The 21710-nt window shown below is 58.6% G+C and carries 20 protein-coding genes; 11 read left to right on the top strand and 9 right to left on the bottom strand.

Going from position 1 to position 21710, the window contains the following annotated elements:
• Positions 1-263 precede the first annotated feature (263 nt).
• Entirely contained in the window at positions 264-1268 is a 1005-nt protein-coding gene (locus tag BLR13_RS10190) for an alpha/beta fold hydrolase (protein ID WP_197679532.1), read from the top strand.
• Positions 1269-1442: 174 nt separating this feature from the next.
• On the opposite strand, the gene BLR13_RS40045 is transcribed toward BLR13_RS10190, so the two are convergent.
• The gene (locus BLR13_RS40045) at positions 1443-1589 is read right to left on the bottom strand and encodes a hypothetical protein (RefSeq protein WP_154070843.1); all 147 of its coding nucleotides are present in this window, start codon (positions 1587-1589) and stop codon (positions 1443-1445) included.
• A gap of 236 nt (positions 1590-1825) precedes the next feature.
• Here BLR13_RS40045 and BLR13_RS10185 point away from each other — a divergent pair, with 236 nt between their 5' ends.
• The gene (locus BLR13_RS10185) at positions 1826-2545 is read left to right on the top strand and encodes a hypothetical protein (RefSeq protein ID WP_074824851.1); all 720 of its coding nucleotides are present in this window, start codon (positions 1826-1828) and stop codon (positions 2543-2545) included.
• Positions 2546-2670: 125 nt separating this feature from the next.
• Here BLR13_RS10185 and BLR13_RS10180 read toward each other — a convergent pair whose 3' ends face one another.
• The gene (locus tag BLR13_RS10180) at positions 2671-3336 is read right to left on the bottom strand and encodes a TetR/AcrR family transcriptional regulator (protein ID WP_244525135.1); all 666 of its coding nucleotides are present in this window, start codon (positions 3334-3336) and stop codon (positions 2671-2673) included.
• A gap of 7 nt (positions 3337-3343) precedes the next feature.
• Entirely contained in the window at positions 3344-5182 is a 1839-nt protein-coding gene (locus tag BLR13_RS10175) for an acyclic terpene utilization AtuA family protein (RefSeq protein ID WP_074824856.1), read from the bottom strand.
• A gap of 480 nt (positions 5183-5662) precedes the next feature.
• On the opposite strand from BLR13_RS10175, the gene BLR13_RS10170 reads away from it, so the two are divergent.
• The 7 genes from BLR13_RS10170 to BLR13_RS10140 all read left to right on the top strand — a co-directional run bounded on the left by BLR13_RS10170 (position 5663) and on the right by BLR13_RS10140 (position 14509).
• Positions 5663-6601 (top strand): alpha/beta hydrolase, encoded by a 939-nt coding sequence (locus tag BLR13_RS10170; protein WP_074824860.1) that lies wholly within the window; start codon positions 5663-5665, stop codon positions 6599-6601.
• A gap of 1 nt (position 6602) precedes the next feature.
• On the top strand, positions 6603-7661 hold the full coding sequence (locus BLR13_RS10165; RefSeq protein WP_074824864.1) for an ABC transporter substrate-binding protein: 1059 nt from the start codon (positions 6603-6605) through the stop codon (positions 7659-7661).
• On the top strand, positions 7661-9439 hold the full coding sequence (locus BLR13_RS10160) for an ABC transporter permease (RefSeq protein WP_074824869.1): 1779 nt from the start codon (positions 7661-7663) through the stop codon (positions 9437-9439). Before BLR13_RS10165 ends, BLR13_RS10160 begins: the two co-directional genes overlap by 1 nt.
• Positions 9440-9456: 17 nt before the next feature.
• Positions 9457-10536 carry an ABC transporter ATP-binding protein gene (locus tag BLR13_RS10155; RefSeq protein WP_079587924.1) on the top strand — a complete coding sequence of 360 codons (1080 nt, stop codon included), beginning with the start codon at positions 9457-9459 and terminating at the stop codon, positions 10534-10536.
• Between the two features lie 312 nt (positions 10537-10848).
• On the top strand, positions 10849-12198 hold the full coding sequence (locus BLR13_RS10150; protein WP_349532615.1) for a CaiB/BaiF CoA transferase family protein: 1350 nt from the start codon (positions 10849-10851) through the stop codon (positions 12196-12198).
• 497 nt (positions 12199-12695) lie between these two features.
• Positions 12696-13487 (top strand): SDR family oxidoreductase, encoded by a 792-nt coding sequence (locus tag BLR13_RS10145; protein WP_074824877.1) that lies wholly within the window; start codon positions 12696-12698, stop codon positions 13485-13487.
• 149 nt (positions 13488-13636) lie between these two features.
• Positions 13637-14509: an SDR family oxidoreductase gene (locus BLR13_RS10140; RefSeq protein WP_074824880.1), complete on the top strand. Its 873-nt coding sequence runs from the start codon at positions 13637-13639 to the stop codon at positions 14507-14509.
• A gap of 370 nt (positions 14510-14879) precedes the next feature.
• Here the strand turns inward: BLR13_RS10140 and BLR13_RS10130 are convergent, their stop codons facing one another.
• Entirely contained in the window at positions 14880-16094 is a 1215-nt protein-coding gene (locus BLR13_RS10130; protein ID WP_074824886.1) for an acyl-CoA dehydrogenase, read from the bottom strand.
• Between the two features lie 41 nt (positions 16095-16135).
• On the opposite strand from BLR13_RS10130, the gene BLR13_RS40040 reads away from it, so the two are divergent.
• Together BLR13_RS40040 and BLR13_RS10125 are read left to right on the top strand one after the other, a co-directional pair.
• A complete protein-coding gene (locus tag BLR13_RS40040; RefSeq protein ID WP_143039764.1) occupies positions 16136-16375 on the top strand; it encodes a hypothetical protein in 240 nt (79 codons plus the stop codon).
• On the top strand, positions 16372-17166 hold the full coding sequence (locus BLR13_RS10125) for an enoyl-CoA hydratase-related protein (RefSeq protein WP_074824887.1): 795 nt from the start codon (positions 16372-16374) through the stop codon (positions 17164-17166). The genes BLR13_RS40040 and BLR13_RS10125 overlap by 4 nt, the downstream gene beginning before the upstream one ends.
• Before the next feature lie 334 nt (positions 17167-17500).
• Here BLR13_RS10125 and BLR13_RS10120 read toward each other — a convergent pair whose 3' ends face one another.
• The 5 genes from BLR13_RS10120 to BLR13_RS10095 all read right to left on the bottom strand — a co-directional run bounded on the left by BLR13_RS10120 (position 17501) and on the right by BLR13_RS10095 (position 21665).
• Positions 17501-18151, bottom strand: coding sequence for a TetR/AcrR family transcriptional regulator (locus BLR13_RS10120; protein ID WP_074824890.1), 651 nt, complete (start codon positions 18149-18151; stop codon positions 17501-17503).
• 635 nt (positions 18152-18786) lie between these two features.
• On the bottom strand, positions 18787-19551 hold the full coding sequence (locus BLR13_RS10110) for an SDR family NAD(P)-dependent oxidoreductase (RefSeq protein ID WP_074831693.1): 765 nt from the start codon (positions 19549-19551) through the stop codon (positions 18787-18789).
• A gap of 95 nt (positions 19552-19646) precedes the next feature.
• Positions 19647-20405: an SDR family NAD(P)-dependent oxidoreductase gene (locus BLR13_RS10105; protein ID WP_074824893.1), complete on the bottom strand. Its 759-nt coding sequence runs from the start codon at positions 20403-20405 to the stop codon at positions 19647-19649.
• Between the two features lie 49 nt (positions 20406-20454).
• On the bottom strand, positions 20455-21387 hold the full coding sequence (locus BLR13_RS10100; RefSeq protein ID WP_083387619.1) for an SMP-30/gluconolactonase/LRE family protein: 933 nt from the start codon (positions 21385-21387) through the stop codon (positions 20455-20457).
• Positions 21387-21665 (bottom strand): DUF1330 domain-containing protein, encoded by a 279-nt coding sequence (locus BLR13_RS10095; protein ID WP_074831694.1) that lies wholly within the window; start codon positions 21663-21665, stop codon positions 21387-21389. Before BLR13_RS10095 ends, BLR13_RS10100 begins: the two co-directional genes overlap by 1 nt.
• Positions 21666-21710 lie beyond the last annotated feature (45 nt).

The following is a 21710-nucleotide window of genomic DNA, read 5'->3' as shown; positions in this document are numbered from 1 at the left end:
GCGCCTAGCCGGTGAAAATCGAGAAGCATATCCGGTCGCCCCAAAAATCCTTGGAGAAGGCAGTCCGAACGAACGATCACGTGTTGCCCGTCCGGACGAGATCGGATTCTGTCGAGGACGTATGTCGCAGAGGGTGGCGCAAATGACGTTTACGCCGCGGAACCCGGCTCCTAGTATTCCAAATGAAGCAAGCTGGACGCTGTGTCGATTGAGACTGTCCTTTGGCGGACTCACGCGTCTTTCCGAACGAGGAGTCGAATACTATGAAACGGCGAGACTTCCTTAAGGTGGTCGGTCTGGCAGCAGTCGGTGCCACGACCTCCGTCGCCGCCCAGCCGCCCGACGGCCTGTCAGAAGTTAAGCGGGATATCGCGGCCGCAAAAGCCGACAACGGAGCAGGGATCATGCCAGAACACGTTACAGCTCCCACGCAATTCGTAGAAGCGAACGGGATTCGCTACGCCTACCGCAGATTTGGTCGGGAAAGCGGAACTCCACTTCTCTTCATGCAGCACTTTCGTGGCGGATTGGATCATTGGGATCCAACCGTTATCGATGGCTTTGCAGCAACCCGGCCTATCATTCTGTTCGACAATGCGGGCGTCGCGGGTTCGAGCGGTGAGACCCCTGATACCATCGATGCGATGGCCCGTCATGCCGCAGACTTCATCAGGGCCCTCGGGATTCAGCGGTTTGACCTACTTGGTTTCTCGATTGGCGGGTACATTGCGCAGTCCTTCTGCCTTCAATACGGCGAGCACGTGCGGCGTCTCATTTTGGTAGGCACTGGCCCGCGTGCCGGCGAGCCTCCGACCGATCCGAAATATGCGAAGTACGGCGGCATAACCGACCCGAAGACGGGTGAAGCGCCCTTGGAAGCCTTTCAGAACCTGTTCTTTAGTCCATCAGATACGAGCCAGGCGGCATGCAGCGCCTTTTGGGCAAGGCGCCACGTTCGTACAGAGAACGTCGATCCTCCCTCATCGCCTCAAACAGCGGCTGCGCAGCGCGCGGCGATCACTGAATGGCGTAAACCGCGCGGCGAACGCTTCGCAGAACTCAAGCTCATTCGACAACCAACCCTGGTGGTGAATGGACGTGAAGACATCATGGTGCCAACCGTCAACTCATTCACGCTTTCGCAGCACATTCCCGACGCCCAATTAATCATCTATCCTGATTCCGGACACGGCTCGCTGTTTCAGTTTCCGGAACTGTTCGTGAAGCATTGTTTGCTATTCCTTGATGGGCGGGGAGTTCCCACGTGAAGCTGACGTGCTGACGGATGCCCCATCGGGTCGCGGAAACTAGGCTTTTGCTTGCCAACTGCCTGTCATCGTGAAGCAATCTCCCGCAAAAAATCACTTAAAAGCCAGGATACTAGGTACCACGGCGAGACCTTCGACACCCGATCCCAACGCTTCAATCACCCCCACGGCTTCCTAGCCGAGATACGCGGGGAGCGCCGGCTTGGTTGCGGACTTGCCGGAACGCGTCAGAACTTCACTTCGATTGAAGCCGAAAGTCTTGATGCGTAAGCGAACATCGTGGAGGCCGGGATCGGGCACGACCACATCTTCGATCTTCATACGTCCTCCGGGCCTCCGAACTCGCAAAACGCGAACACTGCGTGACATTGGGACCCCTTCGATCATCATCCATTAGATCAGTCATGTCAGGGACAATCACCTTCGAGTCGTTTGCGAAACACTCCAGCTGCCGGTTTCCGCTGGCGCACGTCGACACGCAATGTCCGAAAAGGTGGCACTTACGACGTTGAAACCTGCAGCGAGAATTCTAGTTTGCGGCGTGAGGAAATGATCCGATGACCGACTTACTTCAGGCTGCTATCGAGGCTTATGGCGGGATGGAGCGCTGGCGAGGAGTACGGTCAGTTGATGTCCGCTTCAATTTTTCAGGCGCGGCCCTCGTGGTGAAGGGCTTTCCTCGCCATCTTCAGCCGAGTTGCTCGATTGACGTCCGCGAATGTCGCGTGGTGTTCCAGCGGCTGGGTGGTGACCCCGACGACCGATGGATCTTTACTGCTGACCGCGTCTGGATCGAACGCCGCGATGGGAGCGTGGTTGAGGAACGTCGCAATCCTCGCGATGCGTTCGCCGGCCATGTTTGGGAGTCGAAGTGGGATGCGCTCCATCTAACGTACTTCATTGGCTATGCCATGTGGAATTACGTCTCGATACCGTTTCTCCTCGCCAAGCCGGGGTTTGTAACGCGGGAACTCGGCGTACATCAGGAGAATGACGAGCAATGGCGCGTGCTTGAGGTGATTTATCCTGACAAAGTGCCGGCTCATACCAAGAAGCAGAAATTCTACTTCGGTCTCGATTTTCTGCTGCGTCGAATGGACTACGTCACCGACGTCGCTCGCGGCGTCGCAGCACATTACTGTCTCGATCACCGGTCCTACCACGGGATCATGATCTGCACGCTCAGGCGCGTCGTCAGCCGTACGGACGACGGCGCCAAGGTCTCCGGCCGAACTGGATTCTTGCTCGACTACGTTGATGTGGAGGTGCGGCGATAGGCCGAGACGGACGTGGCGGCACAGCCGCGACCCGCGGGGGTCAGCCCCAAGGCGATCCCATCATCAGTTTACATTGGGTTTCGAAGTTGGCACGACCGCTCCTACGAGCAAAACGAGTGCTCGGTTCACATCTTACTGAATACGGCGCTGCTGGATTTGCCGGGCGAGGGAGTGGCGCTGCCGGTCTTTGGGGCGTTTGGGCGTGCGTAAACGAGGCTCACGCCCGCATTCTTCAGCAGGAGGCGAGCGGCCGCAATCGCGGCCCGTGTGTAGGATGGATCTTTTCGGACAAGCATGGCGGAGTAGGCGCCGTCGACGAGCATCGAGAGCTGCGTCGCGAGCGTGTCCGGATCGTCGACGTCGAGTTTCGAAAGCAAATCGCGAAACCAGAGCCGGCGGCCTTCCTTAAAAAAGGCGGCAAGCTCTCTTGAGTCACGCTCGTCCTCTCCGAATTCGGCGAGGGCGTTGAGGAAGGCGCAGCCCCTGTACTCCTTCTCTGGCGAAAGCGACTTTTCCAACCATGCGAAATTGGAAAGGATCTGCTCGGCCGGCGGCTTGTCCGAATCTTCCGGAAAGGGCTGAAACCGGCCACGAAGATAGGCCTCAATCATTTCGCTTTTCGAGCGGAAATGACGATACAGGGTCCTTTTGCTGATGCCGAGTTCAGCGGCGATCGTATCGACGCCGACAGCGCGGATGCCCTTACGATAGAAGAGACGGTCGATCGTTTCCAGAATCTTGACGCGAGTGACCTCTTCGTCTTTCTTCATTGCCATGTTGGTGCAGCTCATTCCAGCATCAACCAGCGGGGGATGGTGCGCGCGCCTCAATCCCCGCGAAATCTGCAAGGTATCCACCTGCCGCAAGCCACTCTGCGGGTACCTCGATCGGCGCATCGAGAAGCATCTGGGCGAGTGCTTTGCCCTGTGAATCGTGACGGAGGGAGGAGGTGCCGCCACCGTCCAAGGCCTGGTGCATGACGAAATTGAAGCCATTCAGGCCCGGCACGGCAAAGCGCTCTACACCACCCTTTACGATATGCGCGAAGTAATCCTTTACGGCACCGGAGGTGAGTGCATGTTCGATGATCGCAACGAACTCGGGATGTCGTGCGAGTATGGCAATGATGGAGGCATCCCCTTTGTCCCCACTGCGTCCGTAGGCGAGAGCAATCAGCGGCACCGTTGCCACGGGTCCAGATAGGGATCCACGAAGTGCCGCCGAATCCGGCTCCCGTTCGCTCACGTCCTCGCCTTGCGTTCCGCTCGCGTCCCGCGCAACAAAGATACGGTCGTCGATCAACACGCGCGGGGTCACCCGCGTTTTTTCAACGAGGAGCGAATAGACGCGCACCAATGGGCCGACCTTGGGTCGGCCCGCCCCGAAGCCGGTGATCCCTTGCGACATTGAAGTCGAACTTGGAAGAAATTCGCGCGAGAAGATGTGGCAAGCATTCTTGATGTCGTGATGAACGGCCATCTTCAGGATCACCTCGCGGGCGGAGACCGCGTGAGCGTGAGGGCCATACGTATGCTCTGCTCCAAGAATCTCGACCGAAGTGCGGCGGAAATCACCGAGCTGTTTGGCTGCCATGAGTCTGCGGCAGCGTTTCAGGATAGCATCTGCGGTGCGGCGGGCTTTTGCGGCGGCGTCACGCCCGCCGATCATGAGCATTCCACTGGCCTTGAACCCGTCCGCATATGTCGCACAAACCTTATAGGTCGAGGTCGGTGACCGACCTCGTGCGCCGGTGATCCGCACCTGATCGGGGCCTACCTGTTCGACACGCACATTGCTGAAATCACAGATAACGTCCGGCAGAATGTAGCGACGCGGATCCCCAACTTCGTAGATGATCTGTTCCGCAACCGTTTGCGGATTGATAAGTCCGCCCGTGTTGTCCGGCTTGGACAACACGAAAGAGCCGTCGCTGCTGCATTCGGCGATAGGAAAACCCATGTCATCCCAACCGGGAACTGCCTGCCAATCGGTGCTGATGCCGCCGGTCGCTTGGGTGCCGCATTCGAGGATATGCCCGACCAGGCTTCCCATGGCGAGTTGATCGTAGTCGTTCGCCTCCCAGCCGAATTCGTGGATCAACGGCCCAAGCGCCAAAGCGCTATCCGTACAGCGGCCGGTAACGACGATGTCGGCGCCCGCGGCGAGGGCCGCCGCGATCGGGCGCGCACCAAGATAAGCATTCATGCTTAGCAGCTCGTTTGGCAACGGAGCTCCGCTAAACATTTCGACGGCGTTTTCCCGGCGTAGCTCGTTGGCGAGGGGCAGCAAATCGTCGCCTTCGACGGACGCCACCCGGAGCTCGACCCCGGCTTCCGCCAGAATGGCTTCGATTGCCGTGCGGCAGCCGGTCGGGTTGACGCCGCCGGCGTTGACAACGACGCGTATTCTCTTTTGCGCGATGCGCGGAGCCAGGCGGCCCATCAGCAAGGCAAAGTCCTGAACGAACCCAGCGCTCGATTGGCCCTCGCGTGCGCGTGCTAACAGGGACATCGTGATCTCTGCGAGATAGTCCATGATGAGGACGTCGATATTGCCCCTCTCGACGAGTTGGGACGCGCCATCCTCGGTATCACCCCAAAAGCCGCCGCCGCAGCCAATGCGAATGGTCTTCTTCATGGCTGATCCGCGGCGACGTTTGCAGAGGCTGGGAGGAACCGCTGTGCGTTAAGCGGTCGGCCATCATCGAGCCGCTGGCGACGATGGGTGGCTGCACAGGGGAGCGATGGGACACCAGTTCCGATTGGGACGGCGTTTCGGATCGCGCATCGAAGTTGTGTCTCAACGACCTGGTCCAACAGTGGCCGCGCGTGGGATAGCGAAATACCCGTCGTGATTCTATCCATTGTTGTTTCCACCAAGTTGCTCCGCCTCGTGTGCGCTTACGCTTTGTTCGCACTCGATTCTGCTTGAGCGACGAGCAACACCAACCCGCGACCGTCTCCTCATGGAGCCAATACGTGAGTTAGCCGCGGCCATCGTGACCAAAAAAAAACTCAAGACGGAAACTATACTGTTTCCAATACCGACTGCTTGTTCTATAGTCAAGCGTCGATAGGGCGGGATGCGGCGCCGCGCGCTGTTCTACTGAGGGCAAGGATGTCGGAGATCGCAGCACTTCGGGAAATGCTCAAGAAGGTCGTCGACCCCGACGTGGTGCGGCCAGTTGCGACGGCAAGACGGTCGCAGATGTCTTATGGATGTTCTGTCCCGCTGCCAGCGGGATGCCAGCGTGAAAGCGTTCGGTTCAACGGCGTGCCCTCGCTTCGAATCGTTCCGGAGAACTGCAGCGCAAAGCGCGCTATTTTGCTGTTTCACTCGGGCGGCTACTCCAGTGGTAGCGCCGCGGACCATGCGGCAATGCTCGCAACGCTGGCAATGTCGGCCGAGGCGGTCGGTTATGCCGTGGATTATCGGCTCGCTCCCGAGCAACCGTTTCCCGCGGCTCTTGAAGATGCGATCGAGTCGTACCTTGGACTGATCGAAACGGGGACGGACCCGACGGGGGTTGCCCTCGTAGGGGATTCTGCTGGCGGGGGTCTCGCGCTCGCGCTCGCGCAGGAAATTGCGAGGCGCGGCTTGCCGCGAGTCGGGTGTCTTTATCTGATCAGCCCTTGGGTAGACTTGACGTTATCGGGCCGCTCCTACGAACTCCGAAGGCGTGCCGATCCGGTTCTTAGTCGCGAGATTTTGCGGCACCTCGCGTCGATTTATCTGGGCTCGCAAGAGCCGACCGACCCGAGGGCGTCGCCACTGTTCGGCTCTCATCTGGGTATGCCGCCGATCCTCATCCATGTTGGTAGCGATGAGGTCTTGCTGAGCGATGCATTGGCCGTGGCCGAGCGAACTGCAATCGCGGGCGGCGAAGTCAGCCTGAAGGTATGGGCAGAGATGATCCATATTTTTCCATGGTATTTCGCGCAGCTCAGTGCTGGACGAGAGGCGCTCGCGCAAGCGGGTGCTTGGATCAGTGAACGAATAATGGCCCAAGAGCGGCCAACGATGCCAACGACCGGCATCGAACTGAGAGGAAAATGACGTGAAATCGCTTGATCGAAGAAAGTTCATAACGACGACCTTCCGCGCTCTGCTGACATCCAGCATGCCGGCCCTTGCGAGCGTCGGTGCACGCAACGCTCATGCTCAATCTGCCGATCTCGCCTCTCTTGCGAAAGAAGCGAGCAAAGCGGGCCGAGTCATCTGGTACGATAGTTCGCCGACTGAGCATATTGCTGGGATTATCGCTGTCTTCAATCGAGCCTACCCGGACGTCCAGGTGCGTCACGTGCGCATAGACTCAAATGCGATTGGGGCACGCATCATACAGGAAACGCAGGCAAACGCCCCCACAGCTGACATCGGCATTTCGACCAGCGACCAAGTCTGGACGCTTTCGCAGCAGAAAGTTCTGCTCGGCGTGAACTGGGGAGCATTGGGGGTTAGTGTCAGTCTCTCTCCAAACGCGAACTCGGAGTATCTCATCAATGTTGCTCCCTTCCATGTCCTGTTGTGGAACAAAAGAAATGTAGCCGACGACAAGGTACCGAATTCATGGGAGGAGGTGCTTGATCCCAAATGGCGCGGCCGCGTCGGCACTTGGGTTCGGCCCGCCGCCTTTGTTCAGCTTGCGAAGGTATGGGGAGAAGAAAAGGCCAGGGACTATCTCGTCAAATTCACCCAGCAGAAGCCATATCTTTCTCCGGCAACCGTCACGATGGCGCAGCAGGTCGTCGCCGGGGAGTACGACATTTGCATCGGTGTGTATAACAGCGCGCAGCCCGCCATAAAAGCCGGCGCCCCCCTTGGCTTGAAGGTTCTCAATCCCACGCCGATCAGCACCTTGTACAGCTTCATTCCCAAAAACAGCCAGAACCCGGCCGGCGGAAAGTTGCTTGCCGTGTGGCTCAGTTCGCTCGAAGGGGCCCGCACATACGAGGACGCGACGGACCGCGGCAACCGCCTGATCCCTGGCACGCGGACGGCCGATCTCCTCGCGAAGCGACAGATTGCCGACTTCTCGCCGGAGGAGGTGCCAGAGGTCGTAAGGTTGACCGCGGAATTCACCGAGATACTCGGACGCGCAGGAGCGGCCCGCTGATGAACGATTCCGTTTTGACGTCTCACGACGGCGGTCGGAAAGCGCGCTCCATTTTCTCGACCCGTTTGCGGCAGCGCGGACGGTACTCTGTAGCATGGCCGACGATCATACTTGGAGTTCTGCTCTTCTGGATGGTCGGACTACCTCTCATCATGCTCTTGACGAGCAGCCTAAAGCCGACCGGCTTTCCGCTGAGCACAGGATGGTCGATCGGCCACTACGCGCGCGTCTATCTTGATCCAAGCTTCTATTCGCTCACACTAAATACCCTTATTTTCGCCGCTGGCTCCATTCTCATTGCTATGTCGTTCGGAACGCTAATCGCTTGGTTGGTCGAGCGTACCGACATTCCGTTCCGTCCGCTCATCCGCACCGTCGTGATTCTGCCCATCGCTACCCCACCGGTGTTGCTGGCGATCAGCTGGACCATGCTTATCGGTCCGCGCACCGGCTTCTTCAATCAGATCTTACAGGAGGCGTTCGGACTCGAATCGTCGCCGTTCAACATCTACTCGATGGCCGGCATGATTTTTGTCGAGGGCCTCGCAATGGTCCCTTCGGCGTTCCTGCTGATGGCACCGTCGTTTCGTAACATCGACCCGACTCTGGAAGACGCAGCGGCAGCATCCGGCGCGAGTGCCTGGTACACGATGCGGCGCATTGTTCTTCCGCTGCTCACTCCCGCGCTGCTCGCATCATGCATGTTTCTTGCCATCATATCTTTCGTTGTTTTCGACGTGCCTGGAACGCTCGGCATGCCGGTCGGCATTTACGTCTTGTCAAGCCGCATCTACCGGCTGCTTCATCTAAACACGACTGGACTGCCAGATTACGGGATGGTGTCGGCGATGGCCGTGCTCTTTCTCGTGTTATTGCTCATTATGGCCTTCGGGTACCAGCGCGCGGTGAAAAACGCGGGCCGATTTGTGACATTGACTGGGAAAGGCTTTCGCCCGCGTCGATTCAAGCTGAAGCGGTTGCGCTGGTTGGCCATCGGCATGGTCTTCCTGTACTTCTCCCTTGCCGTTTTGGCCCCACTCGGAGTCCTTCTGTGGACCAGCCTGATGCCTTATCAAATAAAAATTTCCCTCGAGGCGCTCTCCCTCGCGTCACTGGCGAACCATCGTGCATTCTTCGCAAATGAGTTTGCATTCCATGCTGCGCTTAATTCCGTTGTCATCGCGCTCGTATCCGCGACGGCAGTCACGGTGCTCTCGATGCTGGTGTCGTGGGTCGTCGTGCGTAGCAAGGCGCCGGGCCGCAAAATCGTCGACTTAGCGACCTTCATTCCCGTCGCTATCCCCGGGGTGATGCTGAGCGTCGCGTTGATCCAGCTCTATTCGACCATGACATGGTTTCGTGCCTACGGCACGATTTGGATAATTGCCATCGCCTATGCAACGACGTTCCTGTCCTTTGGGAGTAGAAGCACCAACAGTGTCATGATGCAGTTGCACCCTGATCTCGAGGACGCAGCGAGGACGGCAGGCGCCGGTTGGTTACGCGTCGGCTATCGAATTGTGGTGCCGTTGTTGGGACCAGCGCTGATCGCGGTGTGGATTTGGGTTCTGGCCCACGCCATGCGTGAATTGACAGCGGCCCTCATGCTTCAAGGCCTGGATAATCAAACTCTCCCCGTACTGTTGTGGGGCTACTGGGCCGGAGGTGAGCCAACCAAGACCGCGGCAGTCGGCGTGTGGTTGGTGGCCGCATTGTTCATCGTGGTGGCAGGCTGGCAGATCATCGCCGAACGATCCCGCGTCCGGACGCAGAGTTGATGAAGGAAGGGACAGCTATGTTAACGGTTGATGACCTGCGCGTTGCTTATGGCGGCTACAGCGCGGTGCGCGATGTGAACTTCCACGTCGAACAAGGAGAATTCTTCACCCTTCTTGGCCCCTCTGGCTGCGGAAAAACCACGACGCTACGCACGATCGCGGGACTTGAGACCCCTACCGGAGGGGTCATCCGCATTGATGGCGATGATGTATTCAATTCCGGGCGTCAGATTGTGGTTCCGACCCATCGCCGCAACATCTCCATGGTGTTCCAATCCTATGCCATCTGGCCTCATATGACCGTGTTCGAGAACGTGTCGTTCCCGCTGGAGACAAGGGGCCTTAAGCGGGCAGAAACGCGGAGTAAGGTGCAAAGCGCGCTTGAGGTCGTCGGCTTGGGAAAATTCGCGGACCGTCCGGCGACGCAGCTTTCGGGCGGGCAGCAACAGCGTGTAGCGCTGGCGCGGGCCATTGTGAAGGAATCGAAGCTGCTCTTGCTGGATGAGCCACTATCGAATCTCGACGCCAAGCTGCGCGAGCAGATGCGCTTCGAGTTGAGGGATCTTCAGGGGCGTATCGATACGACTGCAATCTACGTCACGCATGATCAGGAAGAGGCGTTGACGATGTCAGACCGTATCGCGCTGATGCGAAATGGCGAGATCATCGAGCTGGGTACGCCGAAGGAGCTTTACCTGACGCCCAAGAACGTGTTCACCGCCCGATTTCTCGGCCAAGCAAATCTAGTGCGTTGCCATGCGTGCGAACGGAATGGAGACAGCTATCGGGCGATGACCGCGTTCGGTTTCATCATCAGTGTTAATCCGATAGAAGAGCCTGCCCAAGCGCGCTGGATGATGGTACGGCCGGAGCACGTGGAAATCGCGAGCGACGGATTTGAAGGATCGAACTGTTTGACTGGCACCATACGTAGTGCGACTTTCACTGGGCGGTTCGTGGAGTACGTTGTCGATATTGCCGGGCAGGAAATTCGCGCGGTCGTTCTCACCGCTACTCTTCACGAGGTTGGCCAGGAAGTGGGCGTGCGCATGCCGCCAGAGCGCGTTCTATTTCTTGAGATGGATGAAGACGAATAGCGCGCCTGAAGTGCAAGATGCCACTAGAGTTTGTACATTATGACGCGCGTTCCTGTCATCGCAATCGTAGCGCGTTGACCGATGTCGGTGTGTATCCTTCGCGCGCCCATTCGTAGCGAAAAGCGAAAGCGATCGAGGCGGCGCGCCGCCGTGGGATCGAAACCTATTGCATGCACGGCAACCACAGTCGTGCTGACGAGACTCTCGCTGTCATCGCTGCGAATTTTCCAGCCATCGTCCGCAGCCTCGGATCGTCCGCTGAACGACCAGCGTCGCCCGCAAGCTTTCGTGTTCCGTCCCTGCTTCTGACCAATGCGCGATCCGCGCGTTTCTTGCTTGACAGCTACGAGGTTGGCTCATAATAGAAACAGCTCGGTTTCCAAAAAACGTGTCACAGCAGGCACCGCGGTCGGTGGCGTCTGCGCGGAGAGGTCATTCGAGATGAAGCCACTCTCAGGAATTCGCGTGTTGGATCTGACCAAAGTTTTGGCAGGTCCCATGTGTACGCAGTACTTGGGCGATCTTGGTGCGGAGATTATCAAGATCGAGCCGCTCGGAGTTGGTGACGAAACAAGGCAGTGGCCTCCGTTCCGCGCTGCAACCGGCTCGGTTTTTCTGAGCTGCAACTGGAATAAGAAGAGCGTCGCGGTCGATTTGAAGACGGCTCGCGGTCGCGAAATCGTTCACCGATTGGCAAGAGACTCCGATGTCGTCGTGGAGAGTTTCGGTACCGGTGTGAGTGGCAGACTCGGCGTCGATTACGAGACGCTGCGTGCGATCAATGACAAGTTGATCTACTGCAGCATATCGGGATTTGGTCGTACCGGGCCGCTGGCAAACGCTCTTGGCTATGATGTCATCGCGCAAGCCTTCAGCGGCATCATGAGTATGACCGGCGAGCCGGGAGGGGGGCCGGTCCGCAGTCCATTCTCGCCTGTGGACCAGACAACAGGCACTCATGCCGCTTCGGGAATTCTCGCCGCGCTGATGAACCGCACGAAGACTGGCGAGGGCGCGTGCCTTGAAGTCTCTCTATTCGAAACAGCCGTTGCGTTCCTTGGATACAATCTGCAGATATTTTGGGAGAAGGGTATGCTCCCCGAGAAGTGCGGGTCTGGACATGAATCGCTCTGTCCGTACCAAGCGTTCGACGCCTCGGATAAGCCGGTTCTGTTGGGCATCGCGAACGACAATCTTTGGCGACGTTTCTGCAAGGCCGTCGAGAGAGAGGCATGGATCGATGATCCTCGGTTCCGAACGAATCCTGACCGCGTGAAGAACCGGGCAGCTACCATTAGCGCTGTTCAAGAACTCATCCGCCAGCGCTCCTCCGAGGATTGGGTGCCTTTGCTTACTGAGAACGGCGTCCCCTGCGCTGCAATCAATTCCATTGCTGATATGTTGAACCATGAGCATACCGTGGCGCGCGGCATTGTGCTCGATTATCAACATCCAGAGTTGGGGGCGTTGAAGACCATAGCGCAACCGATAGTGTTCAACGGTGCAAAGCGAACACCTGGTTCACCGCCTCCGCGTCATGGGCAGTCCACGCAGGAGGTGCTGACCTTCCTTGGATACAGCCAGGGTGAAATCGACAGCTTCGCTAGGTCTCGAGTGATCGAGCTGGCGGAGACTTCTAGCGGCAGTGGAGAACAGGGTTAGACAGCGCTGGAAAGCGCACGACGAATTGACGATGTTATCGACTATGCGCGTCAGTCGAGACGGAGTAAGTGCGATCGCGGCGCCTCGAAAGTTGAACAAGCGCTTGGTAGTCCAGTCCGCACGATGGCCGCAATGGATGCGCGGACTGTCAATGACATGATGGTGCATGTGACCCCATTCAGTCGGAGATTGCGATCGTCCGCGTCGCGTCAGATGCGCTACGCACTCGGGCGGGCCACGCTCCCGTACCGAACCGCATCCAGTCAAGGCAGCGAAGCCATATCGGTCAAGGGCCATGGGTGGTCGTCGAGCGATTGTAGATTTTCAACCCGCTCGCGCCTGAAAGGCTCACTTAGGCTTGACCTGCCTGAGATCGGATAGTAGAAGAAACAGACCTGTTTCCGATCTGAGCTGACTCAGGCGCGGTTGCGTCCGTGTTCATTAGAACTCAGTTGGAAACAGGGCAAACGCTTCATTCGCGTCTCGGAGATCAGGCGATGTTTCAAAATGACCTTCTGCAGGGTAAGCGGATCCTGGTAACCGGTGGTGGAACCGGGCTCGCAAAGACGATAAGCCGGCGCCTCCTTGAGCTCGGGGCAGTTGTGACGCTTGTCGGACGTGAAAAGTCAGAGTTGGACGACGCGGTGCGCGAACTGTCAAGCGTGGGTGGTGGTAGGATAGCGAGCCACGAGCTTGATGTCAGCGTGGGCGCTGCCGTCGATAACGTCATCGGCAAAATATGGGCTGACGGTCCGCTCGACGGGCTTGTCAGCTATGCAGACGACATGTTCGTGTCGCGCACGGAAGATATCAATCCCGACGAGTTCGACACAATCGCTGATACGGTGATGCATGGCGCGTTCTACGTGACGAGTGCTGTCGGAAAGCGCTGGATCGCCAGCGGACGCCAGGGTTCGATCGTATCAGTCGTTGCAACGTACGTCTGGACTGGATCAGCATTTGTCACGCCAACTTCCATGTCGAAAGCGGGCATCGCCGCCATGACACAGGGATTGGCGGTCGAGTGGGGACCCAAGGGTATCCGTGTCAATGCAATGGCGCTAGGCACGGGCGGCGGATCAATCGACACCGATGCGATTCCGATGCGTCGGAATAGCGAACCGGGAGAACTCGCCAACCTGGCCGTGTTCCTGCTTTCGGATCGGTGCGCCTACCTTACCGGTGAGATCATCGCCATCGATGGCGGCCAGTGGCTCAACGGGGCGGGCACGTTCACGCGGCACGCGAACATGCCGGACGAAGATTGGAAGGCGTTGCGCAAGCGATGAGCGAGGCATTTCGATTCGAGAAGGCGCTTTCGCGCATCACTTGATGCGAAGTTGCCGCATGTATGATTGCACGCAGGCGCAAGGTCAGTGTGAGGTCCGTAGTTGCGCCCATTTAGTTTGCGCCGAAGTCAGTGACGGGAGAAATTGTGATGTTTGAGGCAAATCTCTTAGAGGGTAAGCGCATTCTTGTAACGGGTGGCGGCACCGGGCTCGGCAAGTCGATGGCCCGCCGCGTTCTCGAACTGGGCGCCGAAGTTGCGATCGCCGGCCGCCGAAAGGCGGTGCTCGACGAGGCGGCTGAAGAGTTGATCAAGGACACCGGTGGCAAAGTAAAGGCGTACGAGCTGGACATCCGCGTACCGGATCAGATTGAGGCGGTGGTCGAGCAGCTTTGGCGCGACGGCCCGCTGGATGGGCTTGTCAACAATGCGGCCGGCAACTTCATCTCGCGAACCGAAGATCTCAGCCCTCGCGGTTTCGATGCAGTTGCCAACATCGTACTGCACGGTACGTTTTACGTGACCAATGCCATTGGCAAGCGCTGGATTGCGAGCGGTCACGAGGGAACGGTCCTCTCGATTCTTGCCACATGGGTCTGGACGGGCTCTCCCTTTGTGACGCCGTCTTCGATGTCCAAAGCAGGAATTGCCGCCATGACGAAGGGTCTTGCGGTGGAGTGGGGGCCGAGGGGAATCCGGCTCAATGCCATAGCGCCGGGACCCTTTCGGGTCGAGAACAGCGTAGCCCGGGGGTCGTGGAGTATGGCGGGCGGCACGTTGGCGACGGACAAGATTCCGATGCGCCGGAACGGCGATCGCACTGAACTTGCTGACTTGGCGGTATTTCTACTCTCCGATCGATGTGCCTATATCAATGGCGCGGTCATTGCGATCGATGGGGGGCAGTGGCTGAACAATCCTGGCACGTATGCTCGTTACAGCAATCTCAACGATGAAGATTGGAAGCGGCTTCGTACTCAGTCTTTGCAGCCGAGCCGCGAGCGAACAACGCCGACCGCTTGAAGACGGACGGTGGCTCGCAAGTGAGCCGCCTGTGTGCGCTATCGGAGAGCGATACTCAGACGAGTGCGCTCTCGGTGGTGCTTGCGTTCAGCTTTGGTGATCGGGCGAGTGAGCCAGTCAGGAAGATCACGCATTTTTCCGGACGCGTGCCCCTTATCGGGTGCGGCGCGAGCAAGATCGCTGATATGTGCGGCTTTCTTTGAGACTGTCAAATCGTGACTTGGCCCGATTTCTCGTAAGAGTTATCCTGCGGACGACTTTTTCGATACGCAGATTGTCACCGAACTATTTAATGCGAGAGCGCAGCGCAAGCGGTGTGACTCGAATAAGGCTCCGGCAGGCTTCCTGAGATGACCTTGTCGCATGTCAATTAGGCGAACGCTTGAATGCCTGTGATGGATCGTCCGAGAATCAGGGCGTGAACGTCGTGCGTGCCTTCGTAAGTGTTGACGGTCTCCAGGTTCGCGGTGTGGCGCATTACATGATACTCGATCTGGATGCCGTTGCCGCCGTGCATGTCGCGCGCCATGCGGGCGATGTCGAGAGCCTTGCCGCAATTGTTGCGTTTGACGATCGAGATCATTTCCGGGGTCATCTTGCCCTCGTCCAACAGGCGACCGACGCGTAGGGAAGCTTGCAGGCCGAGCGCGATTTCGGTCTGCATGTCGGCGAGTTTCTTCTGCACCAGTTGCGTCGCCGCCAGTGGCCGGTTGAACTGCTTGCGGTCCAGCGTGTATCGCCGCGCGCGATGCATGCAATCCTCGGCGGCGCCCATCACGCCCCAGGAGATGCCGTAGCGGGCGCGGTTGAGGCAGCCGAACGGCCCCTTCAAACCGGACACGTTGGGTAACAGCGCGCTCTCCGGTACCACCACCCCATCCATCACGATCTCGCCGGTGATCGAGGAACGCAGCGAAAGCTTGCCGCCGATCTTCGGCGCCGACAGGCCCTTCAAGCCCTTTTCCAGAATGAAGCCGCGGATCTGGTTGTCATGCGCGGCGGACTTCGCCCAGACCACGAACACATCGGCGATCGGCGCGTTCGAAATCCACATCTTGCTGCCGGTCAATTTGTAGCCATCCGACACCTTCTCGGCGCGGGTCTTCATACCACCGGGATCGGAGCCAGCGTCGGGCTCGGTCAGGCCGAAGCAGCCGACCCATTCGCCGGTCGCCAGCTTCGGCAGATATTTCTTGCGCTGGCCGTCGTCGCCATAGGCGTAGATCGGATACATCACCAGCGAGGACTGCACCGAATTCATCGAGCGATAGCCGGAATCGACGCGCTCGATCTCGCGTGCCACCAGGCCATAGGCGACGTAGCTCGCACTGGCGCAGCCGTAGTCTTCCGGCAGCGTGATACCGATCAGGCCGAGCTCGCCCATCTCGTTGAATATCTCACGGTCCGTCTTCTCCTCGAGGTAAGCGGCACTGATGCGCGGCAGCAGCTTGTCCTGCGCGTAGGCGCGCGCGGTATCGCGGATCATGCGCTCGTCCTCGGTCAACTGTTCGTCGAGCAGCAGTGGATCGTCCCACGGGAAATTCGCTAGTGACCGCAAGATTGCGGTTTCGGGACGCGTGCTCATGACAGCTCCTCTATCCACGTTAAGACCATAAGGAAACAGAATTGTTTTCGATTACCTCGCAGCGTGATACGGATCAAGCGAAAAGCAAAGCGCCGCCGGCCTTGACGTTGGTCAAACCCGAGAGTAATAAGGAAACAGTACTGTTTCCAAAAGCGAACTTCAAAGCAGGCTGGCGTTGCGGAGCGTATGGGCAATTTGCGGGCGACTGCAGCGACCATTCGGACGGTGTGCTTTTCGGCCGTTGTTCCAACGGCGAAAATCAGGGGAGGCGTGAACCATGACATCGCCGAATACGACGACTGACTACAAATTCTTCAGGGTCCAGGATGAAGGCAGGATCCGGATCGTGACCCTCAACCGTCCCGAGGCTATGAACGCTCTTCATAGCGAAGCGCATGAAGAGCTGGAAACAATGTGGGATGAATTCGCGGCCAATGATGAGCTTTGGATAGCCATTATCACGGGCGCCGGCAGCGCATTTTCGGCGGGTAACGATCTAAAGGCGGTGGCCTCCGGAAAGCGCACGGATTATGGGCACTCCGGCTTCGCAGGAATCACGCATCGGTTCGATCTCGACAAACCCCTGATTGCTGCAGTGAATGGGATCGCGATGGGGGGCGGATTTGAGATCGCATTGGCTTGCGACATCATCGTCGCTGCCGAGAATGCCATCTTTGCTCTTAGTGAACCGCGGGTTGGCCGTATTGCCAGGGCGGGAGGTGTTCACCGTCTGCCGCGCGTTATCCCGCAGAAGCTGGCTTTGGGGATGATCCTCACGGGCCGTCGTGTTTCGGCGGCCGAGGGTAAGGAATTGGGTTTCGTTAACGAGGTGGTTCCGGCGGGTGAAGCGCTGGCAGGAGCCAAGCGTTGGGCGAATTTGATCCTGGAGTGCTCTCCGATGGCAGTCAGAGCTTCGAAGCAATCCCTCTTCAAAGGTCTGATGGAGCCAGGTTTGGAGATTGCGATGCGCAAGGTCTATCCCGCCCAACACAAAAACGAAGAGAGCAAGGACTATGTCGAGGGGCCGCGGGCGTTCGCTGAAAAGCGAAAGCCACTCTGGCAGAACAAATGACGTGTGATTGATGGGAATCAATCGAGGTTCCATGCGTGGCATCATTACCGGCGAGACCTGCGGCCTGTCGACCGGACTGTGAAGTCATGCTGCGCGATAGTGGCTATTACCTATTCGCAATCTTGTCGCTCGCGATTGTCCTGGGTTGGTTGGCGTTTCTGACCCTCGCTGCGCAGGCATCCGTACCGATCTAGGATACTTCAGAACGAAAATGTCGGCCGGGTCGGGTGCAGAAACCCCCTGTTAAGCGGCAGTCGGAGACGACAGCCCGGTTCCGAATCCTTCCTCAAGTGGTATGCAAACGCGCTGTTGCCGGATTGACCGTGCTTCTAGACTATGTGACTTGGCGACGCTTTGAACTTCTGGGTGCGACGAGTTCGGCAGCCGGTTCGCCTGCGCCATCTTGAGCGGGCGCGTAAGCGAGATTCACACCCGCATTCTTCAGAAGGACTCGCGCGGCAGCTATCGCGGCTCGCGTTGCAGAAGGGTTGCGTCGGGTCAGCATGGCCGAATATGCACCGTCGACGAGTAAGCAAAGTTGGGTTGCGAGCGTGTCCGGATCGTCAACATCGAGTTTGGACAGCAGATTTCGAAACCACAAGCGGCGGCTGTCCTTGTAATGAGCGGCAAGGTCCCTCGAATCGCGCTCGTCTTCCCCGAGTTCGGCGAGGGCGTTGAGAAAGGCGCAGCCCCTATAATCCTTCTTTGAAGAAAGCGACCTTTCAAGCCATGCGAAATTGGAAAGGATTTGCTCGGCTGGCGGTTTGTCCAAATTCTCTGGAAAGGGATGAAACCGGCCACGGAGATAGACCTCGATCATTTCGCTCTTCGAACGGAAAAGCCGATACAGGGTCTTTTTGCTGATGCCGAGTTCAGCCACGATCGTGTCGACGCCGACGGCACGGATACCCTGCCGATAGAATAGGCGATCGATCGTCTCCACGATTTTAGCGCGGGCAACGTCTTCGTCCTGCTTTATTGCCATCGGATACGAGCCTGTTTCTCGTTGTTGCAATGCAACCGGACTGCAATTTGATGGATAACTTCGAGTCGATCAAGGTAATTTTCAGGAGTTTTCCCAGCGGCTTGAAAGCCCTCGGGGGACCTAATCGCCTATTTGTGTGCGATTTTCGCCTTAACAAGGGTAAGTCCGGCGTCTTCGTTGGAAACAAAAAGGTTTCTCTCAGGTCACGAAGAAACCCGGCACTATTTCCATGATCACCGCTCGCCGGAGGGAGAATCCCGAGTGGCGAAGGGTCGGGACGTCGACAGGCCCGAGATTACGCCCTAGAACTTGGCGCGGAAGCCTTCCGTGTGGCTTGGAACGTTGTTGATCGACCTGTCTTGAGCAAACCAGCGATGCCCGTCTCGCCCTGACCGGCATTGTTGCTGACCAAGGTCAACCGGCGTGGCCTGTGCTCGATCAGCGCATTGATCAGATCCTCGGGGACGCCAGCCCACCGAACCCGCCTATGCCAATACGAACGCCGTCTGGTATCGGTCACGTCAACCATGCTCGGTTGCCCAGAATCTGCGGCCGCTCACGCCTATCTCGAGTCTGGCGGTCATCTCGGCAAGGTGGTTTTGCAGGTAGCGGAGACACAGGCCGTCGTTCGGTCTTCAGGTGACGGAGCGGGCTCCGTCAATGAGCAAGACCTGGCCCGAGATGTATGCGCCCGCGGGAGAAGCAAGCAGGATCGCGGCGCCCACGACTTCCTCGGCCTCGGCGATGCGACCCGCCGGCGTTCTAGCGATTAGTGCTTTCTCCCGCTCCGGATCGCCCCAAAAATCCTTGGAGAAGGCGGTTCGAACGAACGATGGCGCGATCGCGTTCGCCCTGACGTTCGAGGCCCCCCACTCGACTGCGATGCTGCGAACGATCCCGTTCAAGGCGGCCTTCGCGGCGCCGTATCCACCCAAGATCGGGCTCGGATGTCGCGATGCGATGCTCGACATCATTACGATGCTCCCGTCGCGGCGTTGCGCCATCTCCGGCAGGAACTGTCGGGCAAGTGCGAGATTGTTGCTGACCGTAGAGATCAGCAGCCTATCCAGCGCATCCTGATCGATTTCCTGTACAGGCCCGACGGGCACGGGGCCGACCGCAACGCAGAACAGGATGTCCACCTTGCCGAACGCTCGTTTCGCTTCCGCGCCGAACTGCCCGATATCCCGTCTATCGGTGATATCGCACCGCACGCCCGCGACGTCGAAGCCCTCCTTAGACAGCGCATGCGCGGCTTGATCAGTGTCTTCCTGCGCGTTGCTTGACACCACGATTTTGGCGCCACACTGAGCGAGACCTCGCGCAATTGCGAAGCCCATTCCCGCGGTCGAGCCGGTGAGGGCGGCAACTTTGTCGGACAGATCGAACCCTTTGTACATGTCTTTCACTCGCGAGTTGCTAACGGAAATCACCATCCAATGCCTGGACCAAGGCGAAATACGAGATCCAGATCATTGTCCCGATACTTCGCGGGTTATTGAGCAAGCATCCCTCCGTCGACCACTAGAATGTGGCCCGTGACCATTGCGGAGGCCGGGCTCGCCAGGAAGAGAACCGGCCCCGTAATGTCGTCCACTTCCGCGAGCCGGCCGAGGGGCGTCAGTTTCTCGAACTTGGCGACGAGATCCCGTTGATCGGTGAGCGCGGCGATGAACGGCGTCCGCACAAGACCGGGAGCCACGGCATTGACGCGGATCTGGAGAGGGGCCCACTCGATCGCCCATGATCGGGTCATGTTCACCACGGCGCCCTTGGTAGCTTGGTAAGCGATGTTAGGGTACCAACCACCTGACAATCCCAGCATCGAGGCCGTGTTGACGATCCGACCCCCGGGCACCATGTGCCGAACCGCCGTCCGGGCACAGATGAACATGCCCGTCATGTTGACGGCTACCACGGCATTCCAGTCGTCCAGGGGCAATTCGAGGGACGGATGACGACGGTTTATGCCGGCATTGTTGAACAGGACGTCGATATGACCGTATCGAAGCGCTACGTCAGCGAAAGCCCGTTCGATCGCCTCCGCCTCCCTCACGTCTGCGACGACCGCTTCCCCGTAGACCCCGAGTTCTTCTGCGACTTGAGATGCGGCTGCCTCATGGGCGTCGAGAACCACTACCTGTGCGCCGGCTGCAGCGAAGGCAAGAGCGACCGCTCGACCGATGCCGCTGCCGCCGCCGGTTACGACCGCAATCTCGCTTTCGAGCAGAAAATTCGGAAGTTGGGGAAGCATCGTTTCCTCTCGCGGCTGGTGTTCAAGCGTACCCGTCTCGTTGTCGAACTTATCGTTGCGCCCACCCCCCCCCCTCGCCGACGTCGAGACGCAGAAGTTTCGCGTCCTGGATGCTGCCTTCGAAAGGGACAATGAAGCCGCCGTCGGTCGTGACGTAAAGCGCATGCTTGTCGTCGGGCGCGCGTCCGAAAGCGCAGGCAGTTGTTCCGACCGCACCCTCCATCGGCCCCGCCACCGTCGCGCGATTTCCAGCCGCGTCGATGCGAACCACCGTCTGCGCGAGATGCGTGGCTATGTAGAGCGAGCCAGAAGCACAGAAGGCAAAGTCGTCGCCTAGCACGCTGGTGAACGCCGACTCGACAGGCCCGGGCCGCCCGTCGGGCTGCAACGTCGTTCGCAGCATTAGCCAGCGGCCGGATACGCTGATCCAGGCCGAGCCATCTCGAAACTTGATGCCGTTCGCGCCGGGGAAATTCGGCTCCTCTGGTTTGAGACGTTCATCAACGAGCCAAGCCGACCAACGGCCGGGGGCGCGCGTGTCAATGGCCAAAATTCGTCCCGTCACGCTTTCGCAGGCCAACAGCGTTCGACCGTCAGGGTGAAAGGTACAGCCATTCATAAAGATCGCGTCGGGGAGATCGACCCAATGTTCAACCGTGCCGTCCGGCGCGATCCTCAAGATGTAACCCGGGCCTTTCGGAAAGGGCCCGCCCGTCACCCACAGTAAGCCATCCATGCCGAAGGCGAGGCCCATCGGCGGGGCGGGCAGGTCAGCGAACGGGGCGATCCGTTCCGTCGCCGGATCGTAGCGGTCTATGCGGTTGTGGGAATAAAGACTGACGAAAACCGCTCCCGTCGAATCGATCGCGAGATTCTCCACGAACGTGGAGGCGGGCCAGGTTGCCACCGTTCGAACCTTCACCGGCGAGAATTCGCCGCCGTCGTGATGGCCACAAGTTCCCGGTGCTTCGACGCCAGTCATTAGCCGACGACTCTAAAACGACAGTCGAGCGCCGCGTCGCGAAGCTCGAGGAGAGCTTGATAATCGGGAGAACGATACCAATCGAGCGCCATCGCTTTGTCCGGAAAACGAATGACCATGCCATTCTCGAATGCCGGTTCGCCGGAAAGCACTTGCCAAGGCCCGACGGTGAGGACTTCGCCATTGAATTTGTGCAAGGTCGGTACGGCCAGAGAACTGTAGCGGTCGCGCGCCGCCTTGTCGCGGACGCTTGCTTCGACGATCACGTAGGCGCTCATCTTCATTCCTTGATAGGGGTAGGTTCGCGAACCTCGATTGGTGAG

The organism is Bradyrhizobium ottawaense, assembly GCF_900099825.1.
Lineage (GTDB): Bacteria > Pseudomonadota > Alphaproteobacteria > Rhizobiales > Xanthobacteraceae > Bradyrhizobium > Bradyrhizobium ottawaense_A.
The sequence above is the reverse complement of the archived record's forward strand: the minus strand, read 5'-3'. Positions and strand labels throughout refer to the sequence as shown.